We start from the raw sequence: 11930 nt of genomic DNA on the forward strand, positions 1-11930 counted from the left end.
GCACCGGTTCCGGTGCCCGCACCGGCTCCGCACGGGATGACCCGTACGCAGCAGCTGCTGGCCGACGACCCGCTGTGGATGATCCTGCTCAAGGTCGTGGTGCTCTTCGCCATCGGTGTGGTCCTGACGCTCGTCATGATCAACGCCGAGCGCAAGGTGGTGGGCCGGATGCAGCAGCGTCCCGGCCCCAACCGGGTCGGGCCCGGCGGCTGGCTGCAGAGCCTCGCCGACGGCCTGAAGCTGGCGTTCAAGGAAGACATCATGCCGGTGATGGCCGACAAGCGGGTGTACTTCATCGCCCCGGTCATCTCCACGATCCCGGCCTTCGTGGCGTTCTCGGTGATCCCCTTCGGGGGCGAGGTCACGATCTTCGGGGAGCCCACGGTGCTGCAGCTCGTCGACCTCCCGGTCGGCGTACTGGTGGTGCTGGCCTGCTCCTCGGTCGGGGTGTACGGGATCGTGCTCGGCGGCTGGGCGTCCGGTTCGCCCTACCCGCTGCTCGCCGCGCTCCGCAGTGCCGCGCAGGTGATCTCCTACGAGATCGCGCTCGGCCTCTCGATCGTCGGAGTGGTGCTCTACGCGGGCTCGCTGTCCACCGCCGACATCGTCGGCTCGCAGTCCAGCGGCTGGTACTTCATGCTGCTGGCGCCCAGCTTCGTGGTGTTCGTGATCTCCATGGTCGGTGAGACCAACCGCGCGCCGTTCGACCTGCCGGAGGCGGAGTCGGAGCTCGTCGGCGGCTTCCACACCGAGTACTCGTCGCTGAAGTTCGCGCTGTTCTTCCTGGCCGAGTACGTCAACATGGTCACGGTCTCGGCGATGGCCACCACGCTGTTCCTCGGCGGCGGCCAGATCCCGTGGCTGCCGAGCCTGTGGGACGGGTTCAACTCGGGCTGGTTCCAGTTCCTGGCCTTCATCATCAAGATGTCGATCTTCCTGTTCCTGTTCATCTGGCTGCGCGGCACGCTGCCCCGGCTGCGCTACGACCAGTTCATGCGGCTGGGCTGGAAGTTCCTGGTCCCGATCAGCCTGCTCTGGATCCTCACGGTCTTCGCGATCCGCGCGCTGCGCACCTCGGGCTACAGCCTCAACGCGGTGCTGATCCTGGTGGGCATCGTCCTGGCCGTGCTGCTGGTGATCGCCTTCCTGGTGCCCGACCGGCGAGGTCCGGTCGAGCAGACGGTGGAGGTGGCATCGGACTACCCGGTGCCACCGCTGGACCTGCGGGTGCCCGCTCCGGCCCGCCACAAGCTGCGCACCCGGTCCGTCGACGCCTCCGCGCCGCCAGAGGCTGCACTCAGCGGGGCCTCCACCTCGCCATCCGGCAATGCAGGGGAGAACCACGATGTTTGAGTTCTTCAAGGGCTTCGGTGTCACCTTCTCGACGATGTTCAAGAAGGTCGTCACCGAGGAGTACCCGGAGAACTTCCCGCCGGCCGCACCTCGCTACCACGGTCGCCACCAGCTCAACCGGCACCCGGACGGGCTGGAGAAGTGCGTCGGCTGCGAGCTGTGCGCCTGGGCCTGCCCGGCCGACGCGATCTTCGTCGAGGGCGGCGACAACACCGAGGAAGCGCGCTACTCACCCGGGGAGCGCTACGGCGCGGTCTACCAGATCAACTACCTGCGCTGCATCGGCTGCGGCCTGTGCATCGAGGCCTGCCCCACCCGCTCGTTGACGATGACCAACTTCTACGAGATGGCCGACGACAACCGGCAGGACCTGATCTACACGAAGGAGCAGCTGCTCGCGCCGCTGCTCGCGGGCATGGAGCAGCCGCCGCACCCGATGCGGCTGGGCGAGAACGAGCAGGACTACTACGTGCAGGGGCCCACGCTCGCGCGTCAGGGCGCCGCTGGTGATCCGGTGGGGGAGCAGGTCAAGTGAACGGGCTCGCGCAGGCCGGGCTGATGGTCCTGGCCCAGGCGCCCGCCGGAGCGACCGACACGGTCAGCACCGGCGAGGCGATCGTCTTCTGGATCCTCGGACCGGTCGCGCTGGCCGGCGCGCTGGGCATGGTGCTGGCCCGCAACGCGGTGCACTCCGCGCTGCTGCTCGCCGCCACGATGCTCTCGCTCGCCGTGCTCTACATCGTGCAGCAGGCGCCGTTCCTCGGCTTCGTGCAGATCATCGTCTACACGGGCGCCGTGATGATGCTGTTCCTGTTCGTGCTGATGCTCGTCGGTCGCGACAGCTCCGATTCCGTGGTCGAGGTGCTGCGCGGCCAGCGGCTCACCGGGCTGCTGCTCGGCATCGGGTTCGCCGTGCTGCTGGTCGGCGCGCTCGGCAGCTCGCTGACCTCGGCCCCGTCCACCGGGCTGGCCGCCGGCAACGCGGGCTCCGGCGGCAACGTCCCGGGGCTCGGCGCGCTGATCTTCACCAAGTACCTGTTCGCGTTCGAGCTCACCTCGGCGCTGCTGATCACGGCGGCGCTGGGGGCCATGGTGCTGGCGTTCGCGCAGTCGCGGGGCCACGCCAAGCGCGGCCAGCGCGCCACGGTCGAGGCCCGGCTGCGCGGTGAGCACGACCGCATCTCGCCGCTGCCCGGTCCGGGTGTCTTCGCCACCGGCAACTCGGTGGCCGTGCCCGCGCTGCTGCCCGACGGGTCGATCGCGCCGGAGTCCATCTCGGCGATCATCGATGCCACGCCGGTGGAGCCGTTCGACGCGCCGCATCCGGATGCGCACGCCCTCACCGGCGGTCGCCCCGAGTCCGAGGACACCACCTCATGAGCCCCACCTACTACCTGCTGCTGTCCGCGCTGCTGTTCGCCATCGGTGCGGTCGGCGTGCTGGTGCGGCGCAACGCCATCGTCGTGTTCATGTGCGTCGAGCTGATGCTCAACGCCGTGAACCTGACGCTGGTCACGTTCTCCCGCATGCACGGCACGCTCGACGGTCAGGTGATGGCCTTCTTCGTGATGGTCGTGGCCGCCGCCGAGGTCGTGGTCGGCCTCGCCATCATCATGTCGATCTTCCGCACCCGCCGGACCGCGTCGGTCGACGACGCGAACCTGCTCAAGTACTGAGTCCGATGCAGGACACGGCTCGCCCGTACACGGATCAAGGAGTGCTCCCCGTGCTCAGCCCAAGCTCACGTGAGGTGACCTCGTGACCGAACTCCCCGAGGTCGGTCACGCCACCGGTGCCGCCTCCCTGGCCTGGCTGCTGTTCGTGCTGCCCGCGCTCGGCGCACTGGTGTTGTTCGTCGCCGGTCGGCGGTCGAACAGGTGGGGCCACTGGCTCGGCGTGCTCACCGTCGTCGCGTCCTTCGTGCTCGGACTCGTCATCTTCTTCCAGACGATCGGGCAGGCCGCGGCCGGTCGTACCGTCGAGCTGAGGTTGTTCGACTGGATCGCGGTCGGCAACCTGCACGTCGACTTCGGACTGCGGCTCGATCCGCTGTCGCTGACGTTCGTGCTGCTCATCACCGGTGTCGGGTCGCTGATCCACATCTACTCGGTCGGCTACATGAGCAGTGACAATCCTGGGGACCCAAGCCGTCGCCGGTTCTTCGCGCAGCTCAACCTGTTCGTCGCCGCGATGCTCATACTGGTGCTGGGCAACAACTTCGTGATGCTCTACCTCGGCTGGGAGGGCGTCGGTCTGGCGTCCTACCTGCTGATCGGCTTCTACCAGGACCGCCCGTCCGCGGCCACGGCCGCCAAGAAGGCGTTCCTGATGAACCGCGTCGGTGACGTGGGGCTCGCGCTGGCCATCTTCATCCTCTGGACCCAGCTCGGCACGCTGCAGTACACCGAGGTCTTCGAGCGCATCGGTCAGGTGCCGCCCGCAGCGCTGGTGGCCATCACCGTGCTCCTGCTGCTCGGTGCCTGTGGCAAGTCCGGCCAGTTCCCGCTGCAGGCCTGGCTGCCCGACGCGATGGAGGGCCCGACCCCGGTCTCGGCCCTGATCCACGCGGCAACGATGGTCACCGCGGGCGTGTACCTCATCGCCCGCTGCAACCCGATCTACAACCTGTCCGAGTCGGGCCGGCTGATCGTCATGCTGGTCGGTGGCGTCACGCTGCTGATCGGCGCGATCATCGGTTGCGCCTACGACGACATCAAGAAGGTGCTGGCGTACTCCACGGTCAGCCAGATCGGCTACATGATCCTGGCCGTCGGGCTCGGCCCGGTGGGCTACGCGCTGGGCATCGCCCACCTGCTGGCACACGGCTTCTTCAAGGCCGGGCTGTTCCTCGGGGCCGGTTCGGTCATGCACGCGATGAACGACAACGTCGACATGCGCCACTACGGCGGCCTGTGGCGGAAGATGCCCATCACGTTCGTCACCTTCGGGCTGGGCTACCTCGCACTGATCGGCTTCCCGGGTCTGTCGGGCTTCTTCACCAAGGACGCCATCATCGAGGCGGCCTTCACCGCCCCGGGCTGGCAGGGCTGGGTGTTCGGGATCGCGGCCACGGTCGCGGCCGGGCTCACCGCCTTCTACATGACGCGCCTGATGATCATGACGTTCTTCGGTGAGCGGCGCTGGGAGAAGCTCCAGAGCCCGGAGCTGAACGGGGAGCCCGCCAAGGACTACCACCCGCACGAGTCGCCGTGGTCGATGACGGCGCCGATGATCCTGCTGGCCTTCGGTTCGCTCTTCGCCGGCTTCCTGCTGACCAACGGGCACGCCCTCGCCGGCTGGCTCACCCCGTCGCTGGGGGAGCTGCAGGAGCGCGAGGGCGGCGCGGTCGGTCACGCGGCGTCGTGGATCGTGCTCGCGTGCTCCGCGCTGGGCGTCCTGATCGCCTACCTCGTGGTCGGGCGCAGGCCCACCCCGGTGGAGCGGCCGGCCCGCGTGTCGTTCCCGGTGCAGGCCGCCCGCCGCGACCTGTACGCCAACGCCGTCAACGAGGCGCTCATCGCCCGCCCCGGCACCTGGCTCGCCCGCGCGCTCGTCTTCCTCGACAACCGGGGCGTCGACGGCATCGTCAACGGCGCCGCGGCGCTGCTGGGCGGCAGTTCCGGGCGGCTGAGAAGGTTGCAGACCGGGTTCGTCCGGTCCTACGCGCTCTCGATGCTCGGCGGCTCGGTGCTCGTCGTCGCGGCGCTGCTCGCTGTGCGGTTCGCATGAACACCGGAGGAAGCGTGCTCCTGCTGATCCTGCTGATGCTGCCGCTCGTCGGCTCGCTGGTGGTGGCGCCGCTGAAGGGTGACCCGCGCACGGCCAAGTTCGTCGCGCTCGGGTTCGCGCTGGTCGAGCTCGTGCTCACCGCGGTCGTCTGGTTCTCCTACTCGGTGCCCGCCGCGGCCGGTGGCGCGCGGTTCCAGCTCGAGCTGTCGGTGGAGTGGATCCCCGCGTTCGGCACGCACTTCGCGCTGGGCATCGACGGCATCGCGCTGGTGATGCTCGCCCTGATCGCGGTGCTGGTGCCGATCGTCCTGGCGTTCTCGTGGGAGGAGAAGCTCCCCGAGGGCCGCACGGTCTCCGGGTTCTTCTCGCTCCTGCTGGCCGCGCAGGGCCTGCTCGTCGGCGTCTTCGCGGCCACCGACGTCTTCCTGTTCTACGTGTTCTTCGAGGCCATGCTCATCCCGATGTACTTCATGATCGGGCGCTTCGGCGGCCCGCGCCGGCAGTACGCGGCGATGAAGTTCTTCCTGTACTCGCTGCTCGGCGGGTTGATCATGCTGGCCTCGGTGATCGGGCTGTTCGCCGTCAGCGGCGAGAAGCTCGGTGCGGGCACGTTCACCTGGGTCGACCTGCAGCGGATGGCCGCGAGCGTCCCGGAGTCCACGCAGATCTGGCTGTTCCTCGGCTTCTTCGCCGCGTTCGCGATCAAGGCGCCGCTCGTGCCGTTCCACACCTGGCTGCCCGACTCGGCCGCCGAGGCCCCCGTCGGGGCCGGCGTGCTGCTGGTCGGCGTGCTCGACAAGGTCGGCACGTTCGGCTTCCTGCGCTACTGCCTGCCGCTGTTCCCCCTCGCCAGCCAGCGCCTCGCGCCGCTGGTGCTGACGCTCGCGGTGATCGGCATCCTCTACGGCGCGCTGCTGGCCGTCGGGCAGACCGACATGAAGCGGTTCGTGGCCTACACCTCGATCGCCCACTTCGGCTTCATCGCGCTGGGCATCTTCTCCTTCTCGTCGCAGGCCTTCGCAGGCGCCACGCTCTACATGGTCAACCACGGCATCTCCACGGGGATGCTGTTCATCGTGGTGGGCCTGCTGATCGTCCGCGGCGGCTCGCGGCTGGTGGGCGACTACGGCGGCGTGCACAAGGTGGCGCCGCTGCTGGCCGGCACGTTCCTGGTCGCGGGCCTCTCGTCGCTGGCGCTGCCGGGCACCAACTCGTTCATCAGCGAGTTCCTGGTGCTCGTCGGTTCCTACCCGCGCGAGCCCGTCTACACGATCCTCGCCACGGTCGGCATCATCTTCGCCGCGCTGTACGTGCTCTGGGTGTACCAGCGCACGATGCAGGGGCCGCTGCGTGGCTCGGCCGTGCTCGCCGCGCTGGACGGGGCCGGTGGACCCGGCACGATGCTGGATCCGTCCGTCTCGCTGAACAAGGGCGGCGGCTCCGGGTTCCCGGATCTCTCCAAGCGTGAGATCGCCGTGCTCACACCGCTGATCGTGCTGATCCTGGTGATCGGGTTCTTCCCCGGCCCGGTGCTCGACGTCATCACCCCGTCGGTGGGTGCCACCCTGAAAGAAGTGGGTCTCATGGACCTGCCCGTGGGAGGACTTTCCCGGTGATCACGATCATCCTGGCGCAGGCGCCCGCGCCCCTGCAGGCGCCGCCGATCGACTACGGCGCCATCGCCCCGCTGCTCGTCGTGCTCACCGGTGCGTGCCTCGCCGTGCTGGTGGAGGCGTTCCTGCCGCGCCACCAGCGCTGGCCGGCACAGGTGGCGCTCGCGATCCTCACCCTCGCCGGGGCCGGGCTCGCGCTCGGTCTCTACGCCGGTGGCAGCCCCAGCGGCATCACCACGCTGGCCGACGCGCTGGCCGTGGACCGCCCCACGCTGTTCCTGTGGGGCACCCTGCTGGCGCTGGGGCTCGGCAGCATCCTGCTGATCGCCGACCGGTCCGTCGAGCCGGGCGGCGCCTTCGTCGCCTCGTCGGCGGCGCGCGCCGCCGTTGCCGGTGGCGGCACCGGCGGCGGGGTCGCGATCGGGGACGACCCCGAGGACCGCTCCTACGGCATGGTCGGCCAGGCGCCCACCATGCAGACCGAGGTCTTCCCGTTCACGCTGTTCGCACTGGCCGGGATGATGACGTTCGTCGCGGCCAACGACCTGCTGACGATGTTCATCGCGCTCGAGGTGCTGAGCCTGCCGCTGTACCTGATGTGCGGGCTGGCGCGGCGCCGCCGGCTGCTCTCGCAGGAGGCGGCGGTCAAGTACTTCCTGCTCGGCGCGTTCGCGTCGGCGTTCTTCCTCTACGGCGTCGCGCTGCTGTACGGCGCCGCGGGTTCGGTGCGCCTGTCCGACATCTCCGCGGTCGCCACCGTCTCCTCGTCGTCGGACGCGTTGCGGCTGGGCGGGCTGGCGATGCTCGTGGTGGGGCTGCTGTTCAAGGGCTCCGTCGGCCCGTTCCACACCTGGACCCCTGACGTCTACCAGGGCGCCCCCACGCCGGTCACCGCATTCATGGCGGCCTGCACCAAGGTCGCGGCCTTCGGCGGGATCCTGAGGGTCCTCTACGTGGCCTTCGGCGACACGCAGTGGGAGTGGCAGGGCGTGCTCTGGGCCGTCGCCATCGTCTCGATGGTGATCGGCGCTGTGATCGGTCTCACCCAGACCGACGTCAAGCGCATGGTGGCGTACTCGTCGGTCGCCCACGCGGGCTTCCTGCTCATCGGTGCGATGTCCGTCACCACACAGGGCGTCTCGGGCACGCTGTTCTACCTGCTGGCCTACGGCTTCACCACGCTCGCGATCTTCGGTGTGATCAGCCTGGTGCGCAACGCCGACGGGGAGGCCACCCACCTCTCGCAGTGGGCCGGCCTGGCCAAGCGGTCGCCGGTGGTGGCCGCGGTCATGACGTTCCTGCTGCTCGCACTCGCTGGCATCCCGCTGACCAGCGGTTTCACCGCCAAGTTCGCCGTCTTCGCGGCTGGCCTGAGCGCCGGGATGGGTGGGCTGGTGGTCATCGCGTTGATCGCCAGCGCGGTCGCCGCGTTCTTCTACATCCGCGTGATCGTGCTCATGTACTTCAGCGAGCCGGCCCCGGACGGGCCCACCGTCACGGTGCCGGGAGCGTTCACCACGGCGGCCATCACGCTCGGCGTCCTCATCACCCTGCTGCTCGGGATCGTGCCGACACTCGCATTGGGGTGGGCCGCCGGAGGCACCTTCGTCAGCTGATTCGTAGTCTGGTGGGTGTGATTCGGCCAGCGAACCTGAGCGCAGACACGGAAGCGGCAGTGCCGCCGCCGGCGAACGGCACCGAGGAGGACGCGTGAACAGCAACGTGATCGCTGGCGTCGATCTCGGTGATGCGACGCTGGCGGCGGTCACCGAGGCCGGCCTCGTGCGCGTCGAGGAGCTGCTGCACCGCGAGGTGCACAGCGACTACCGCTTCGTCACGGAGACGTCGCTGCACCTGATCGATGCGGGTGGCAAGCGGTTCCGCCCGCTGTTCACCCTGATCGGGGCGCAGATGGGACCGCGGCCCGACTCCGACGAGGTGATCACCGCCGCGGCCGTCGTCGAGCTGATCCACCTGGCCACGCTCTACCACGACGACGTCATGGACTCGGCCACCATGCGCCGGGGTGCGGAGAGCGCCAACGCGCGCTGGGACAACACCGTCGCGATCCTCACCGGCGACTTCCTCTTCGCCCACGCCTCGCGCCTGGTTGCCGACCTGGGCCCGGACGCGGTGCGGATCATCGCCGAGACGTTCGCCGAGCTCGTCACGGGCCAGATGCGCGAGACCAAGGGGCCCGCTGCCGGCGAGGACCCCGTCGAGCACTACCTCACGGTCGTCGCGGAGAAGACCGGGTCGCTCATCGCCACCTCCGGGCGCTACGGCGGGATGTTCGCCGGTTGCCCGCAGGAGCACGTCGACTCGCTGCAGCGGTTCGGCGCCATCATCGGCACGGCGTTCCAGATCTCCGACGACGTCATCGACATCGCCTCGGCGTCCGACAGCTCGGGCAAGACCCCCGGCACCGACCTGCGCGAGGGCGTCCAGACGCTGCCGATGCTCTACGCGCTGCAGGAGACCGGCCCCGACGCCGACCGCCTCCGCGCGCTGCTCGCCCGCCCGATCACCGACGACGCCGAGATCGACGAGGCCCTCACCCTCCTGCGGGCCGGCAGCGGGCTGGCCAGGGCGCGCGACGTCCTGGCCGACCAGGCCGCCGCCGCGCGCGCCGAGCTGGGCAAGCTCCCGTCCTGCGCGGCGTCGGACGCGATGGCCTCGCTCACAACGTTCGTCATCGACCGCACCGGCTGACCGATCCGCGAGCATTCCACCCCAACTCGCGGGCCGTTCTGTCGCAACTCGCGGACCGTTCTGTCGCAACTCGCGGGCCGTTCTGTCGCAACTCGCGGTGGTGTGGGCCAGCCCTGCGCGCGAGTTGCGATGGATGGGCCCGCGAGTTGCGATGAAACGCACCGCGAGTTGCGATGAAACGCACCGCGAGTTGCGATGAAACGCACCGCGAGTGGGGCTCAACAGCACCGCGAGTCGGGACGGCTTGCACCGCGAGTCGGGCTCAAGTGCACCGCGAGTCGGGTCAGCCGGTGCCCACCCGCGGCGCTACGGCGGGTACGGGTGTGGCGCGGGTGGAGCGGACCAGGTCGACGGTGAACACGGCCAGTGCCACCCAGACCAGTCCGAACCCGACCCAGCGGCCCGCGGGCATCGCCTCCCCGACCACGAGCCAGCCCCACAGGAACTGCAGGGTGGGGGTCAGGTACGCCAGCGTGCCGAGCGTCGCGAGCGGGATCCGGCGGGCCCCGGCCCCGTAGAGCAGCAGGGGCACCGCGGTGACCGGGCCCGCGGCCATCAGCAGCACCACGTGCCACGCGCCGTGCCCGGTCAGGGTGCCGGTACCCACCGCCTGCATCACGACGACGAGCGCCAGCGCGGGGATCCCGAGGACGATCCCCTCCGCGGTGAGGCTGGTGGCCGACGTCAGCGGCACGGTCTTCTTCAGCAGTCCGTAGATGCCGAAGCTCATGGCGAGCACCAGGCCCAGCCATGGCGGGCCGCCGGTCTCGACGGCGATCACGACGACGGCCGCGGTGGCGATCACGAGTGCGACCCACTGCGCCGGCCGGGGGCGTTCGCGCAGCACCACCACGCCGAGCAGGACGCTGACCAGCGGGCTCATGTAGTAGCCGAGCGCCACCTCGACGACGTGGTCGATCGAGACGCCGTAGATGAACACACCCCAGTTGACGGCGATGCACACGGCCGCAGCGGCGACGATGACCCAGCCCCGCAGCGACAGCGCCCGCAGCTCGCCCCAGCCGCGACGGACGGTCAGGACGGCCGCCATCAGCACGAGCGTCCACAGGATCCGGTGGGCGAGCACCTCGACCGGCGCAGCCGGGTCGAGCAGCGGCCAGAACGCCGGGAACAACCCCCACGCGAAGTGGGCAGCGAAGCCCAGCGCGACGCCGCGTCGGTCGATCGGGGGCGTCGGTGGCACCCGCCCATCAGAACACCCGGCACCGGATCCGGCCGTAGTGAGCCGCGTCACTGGCATATTTGCGCAGGTCTGCACGATCCGTTACCGCTACGTTATCTATCTGTGATGCGGATGGAAGAGTTTCACACTCTGCAGCCACACGAACACGGGTGGAGGTCATGTGGTCGAGCCCGGCTCCGGCCAGCGCCGTGCCACGGTGTGGTGGTTCGCCGCGCTCATCCTCGTCCCGGCGGCACTGGCCGCGGTGACGCTGCTGTGGCCGGGACCGCAGCTGTCGGCCGACATCGGCGAGCGGGCCACGTCGGCGCTCGAAGGCGCCGGTCTCGGGTCGATCACCGTGGCGGTGACCGGCCGCGACGTGCGACTCGACGCGGTGCCCCGCGGGATGGAGCAGGAGGCCGCTGCTGCCGTCGCTGACCTCCCCGGCGTCCGTGCCGTCCGGATCGGTGAGGCTGCGCAGCAGCCCGAACCCGCCCCGATGGGTACGGCCCCCACCGGGGCGCTGCCCACCACACCCGGAGGTCCGGCGGCGCTGAGCCCGGCGGCGCGACAGCAGCTCGTCGACCGGGTTGCGGCGGTGCTGGCGGCGAATCCGATCACCTTCGGGGCCGACAGCGCGGAACTCTCCGGTTCCGCGGCGACGGCCGCGGCCGCGGTCGGCAGGCTTCTGGCGGCGGAGCCTGCGGCTCCCGTTGCTGTCGACGGGTTCGTCGCCGACACTCCCGGACCGGCGGAGACGGCGCAACGCCTCTCGGAGCAGCGCGCCACGGTGGTCGCGGACGCGCTCGAGGCCGCCGGCGTGGAGCGCGCCCGCATCACGGCAACGGGCCACGGCGACACCCGCCCGCTCGCCACTCCGGCGGCCAGCCGCCGGGTCGAGATCACCGTCACGTAGGAGGAACGCTCATGGGCTGGCTGCTCGGTCAGGTGTGGGTCCTGTGTGTGATCGCCTTCCTCGCCGGTGCGACCGTGACCTGGCTGGCCTTCGTGATGCCGCAGCGCGGCGCGGCACGCAGCACCGTCGCGGGGACACGGTGGGCGCCGGACCCGGTGGCCGGGTCCGACTGGGAATCGGCGCACCTGGCAGCGATGGCGCTCGGCAACGATCGGCCGGAACCGTCGGACCCGCCACCGGCGGTGGACCCTGCGCTCGCCGCGCTCGACGGGCGCGGCGGCGGGCCCCCGAAGGCGGGCCCCGGGGTCACGGCAACGGGGGCGCTGGACCTGCTCGGGGTCGCGCGGGTCACGCGACCCGACATCCCCGCGCAGGGTGGTCCCGTGGACATGGGGGATGACGAACGGCCGTCGCGGACCTGATT

Annotated in this window: 11 protein-coding genes; 10 read left to right on the forward strand and 1 reads right to left on the reverse strand. The window is 70.1% G+C overall.

Translation table 11 applies throughout. The features are described from left to right. Positions 1–36 precede the first annotated feature (36 nt). The 8 genes from nuoH to ACFPFQ_RS03790 all read left to right on the forward strand — a co-directional run bounded on the left by nuoH (position 37) and on the right by ACFPFQ_RS03790 (position 9407). Positions 37–1353: an NADH-quinone oxidoreductase subunit NuoH gene (gene nuoH, locus ACFPFQ_RS03755; protein ID WP_379615173.1), complete on the forward strand. Its 1317-nt coding sequence runs from the start codon at positions 37–39 to the stop codon at positions 1351–1353. Continuing rightward, positions 1346–1888, forward strand: coding sequence for an NADH-quinone oxidoreductase subunit NuoI (gene nuoI / locus ACFPFQ_RS03760; RefSeq protein ID WP_379614766.1), 543 nt, complete (start codon positions 1346–1348; stop codon positions 1886–1888). Before nuoH ends, nuoI begins: the two co-directional genes overlap by 8 nt. A gap of 23 nt (positions 1889–1911) precedes the next feature. Further along, a complete protein-coding gene (locus ACFPFQ_RS03765) occupies positions 1912–2733 on the forward strand; it encodes an NADH-quinone oxidoreductase subunit J (RefSeq protein WP_379615175.1) in 822 nt (273 codons plus the stop codon). Then, the gene (gene nuoK / locus ACFPFQ_RS03770; RefSeq protein ID WP_379614768.1) at positions 2730–3029 is read left to right on the forward strand and encodes an NADH-quinone oxidoreductase subunit NuoK; all 300 of its coding nucleotides are present in this window, start codon (positions 2730–2732) and stop codon (positions 3027–3029) included. Before ACFPFQ_RS03765 ends, nuoK begins: the two co-directional genes overlap by 4 nt. A gap of 82 nt (positions 3030–3111) precedes the next feature. Further along, on the forward strand, positions 3112–5082 hold the full coding sequence (gene nuoL / locus ACFPFQ_RS03775) for an NADH-quinone oxidoreductase subunit L (protein WP_379614770.1): 1971 nt from the start codon (positions 3112–3114) through the stop codon (positions 5080–5082). Then, positions 5079–6698 (forward strand): NADH-quinone oxidoreductase subunit M, encoded by a 1620-nt coding sequence (locus tag ACFPFQ_RS03780; RefSeq protein ID WP_379614772.1) that lies wholly within the window; start codon positions 5079–5081, stop codon positions 6696–6698. Before nuoL ends, ACFPFQ_RS03780 begins: the two co-directional genes overlap by 4 nt. Further along, the gene (nuoN, locus tag ACFPFQ_RS03785) at positions 6695–8311 is read left to right on the forward strand and encodes an NADH-quinone oxidoreductase subunit NuoN (RefSeq protein WP_379614774.1); all 1617 of its coding nucleotides are present in this window, start codon (positions 6695–6697) and stop codon (positions 8309–8311) included. The genes ACFPFQ_RS03780 and nuoN overlap by 4 nt, the downstream gene beginning before the upstream one ends. Before the next feature lie 94 nt (positions 8312–8405). Next, a complete protein-coding gene (locus ACFPFQ_RS03790) occupies positions 8406–9407 on the forward strand; it encodes a polyprenyl synthetase family protein (RefSeq protein ID WP_379614776.1) in 1002 nt (333 codons plus the stop codon). A gap of 283 nt (positions 9408–9690) precedes the next feature. Here ACFPFQ_RS03790 and rarD read toward each other — a convergent pair whose 3' ends face one another. After that, positions 9691–10611 carry an EamA family transporter RarD gene (gene rarD, locus ACFPFQ_RS03795; RefSeq protein ID WP_379614778.1) on the reverse strand — a complete coding sequence of 307 codons (921 nt, stop codon included), beginning with the start codon at positions 10609–10611 and terminating at the stop codon, positions 9691–9693. 160 nt (positions 10612–10771) lie between these two features. On the opposite strand from rarD, the gene ACFPFQ_RS03800 reads away from it, so the two are divergent. Next, positions 10772–11506 carry an OmpA family protein gene (locus ACFPFQ_RS03800; protein WP_379614780.1) on the forward strand — a complete coding sequence of 245 codons (735 nt, stop codon included), beginning with the start codon at positions 10772–10774 and terminating at the stop codon, positions 11504–11506. A gap of 11 nt (positions 11507–11517) precedes the next feature. Next, on the forward strand, positions 11518–11928 hold the full coding sequence (locus tag ACFPFQ_RS03805) for a hypothetical protein (protein ID WP_379614782.1): 411 nt from the start codon (positions 11518–11520) through the stop codon (positions 11926–11928). The last annotated feature ends 2 nt before the right edge of the window (positions 11929–11930 follow it).

This window comes from Pseudonocardia sp. GCM10023141, from assembly GCF_042653605.1.

Bases quoted from the DNA above. Each gene is read 5' to 3' on its own strand.
- nuoH (WP_379615173.1), top strand. From the start codon at position 37: ATGACCCGTACGCAGCAGCTGCTGGCCGACGACCCGCTGTGGATGATC.
- nuoI (WP_379614766.1), top strand. From the start codon at position 1,346: ATGTTTGAGTTCTTCAAGGGCTTCGGTGTCACCTTCTCGACGATGTTC.
- ACFPFQ_RS03805 (WP_379614782.1), top strand. From the start codon at position 11,518: ATGGGCTGGCTGCTCGGTCAGGTGTGGGTCCTGTGTGTGATCGCCTTC.
- nuoK (WP_379614768.1), top strand. From the start codon at position 2,730: ATGAGCCCCACCTACTACCTGCTGCTGTCCGCGCTGCTGTTCGCCATC.
- ACFPFQ_RS03765 (WP_379615175.1), top strand. From the start codon at position 1,912: ATGGTCCTGGCCCAGGCGCCCGCCGGAGCGACCGACACGGTCAGCACC.
- ACFPFQ_RS03780 (WP_379614772.1), top strand. From the start codon at position 5,079: ATGAACACCGGAGGAAGCGTGCTCCTGCTGATCCTGCTGATGCTGCCG.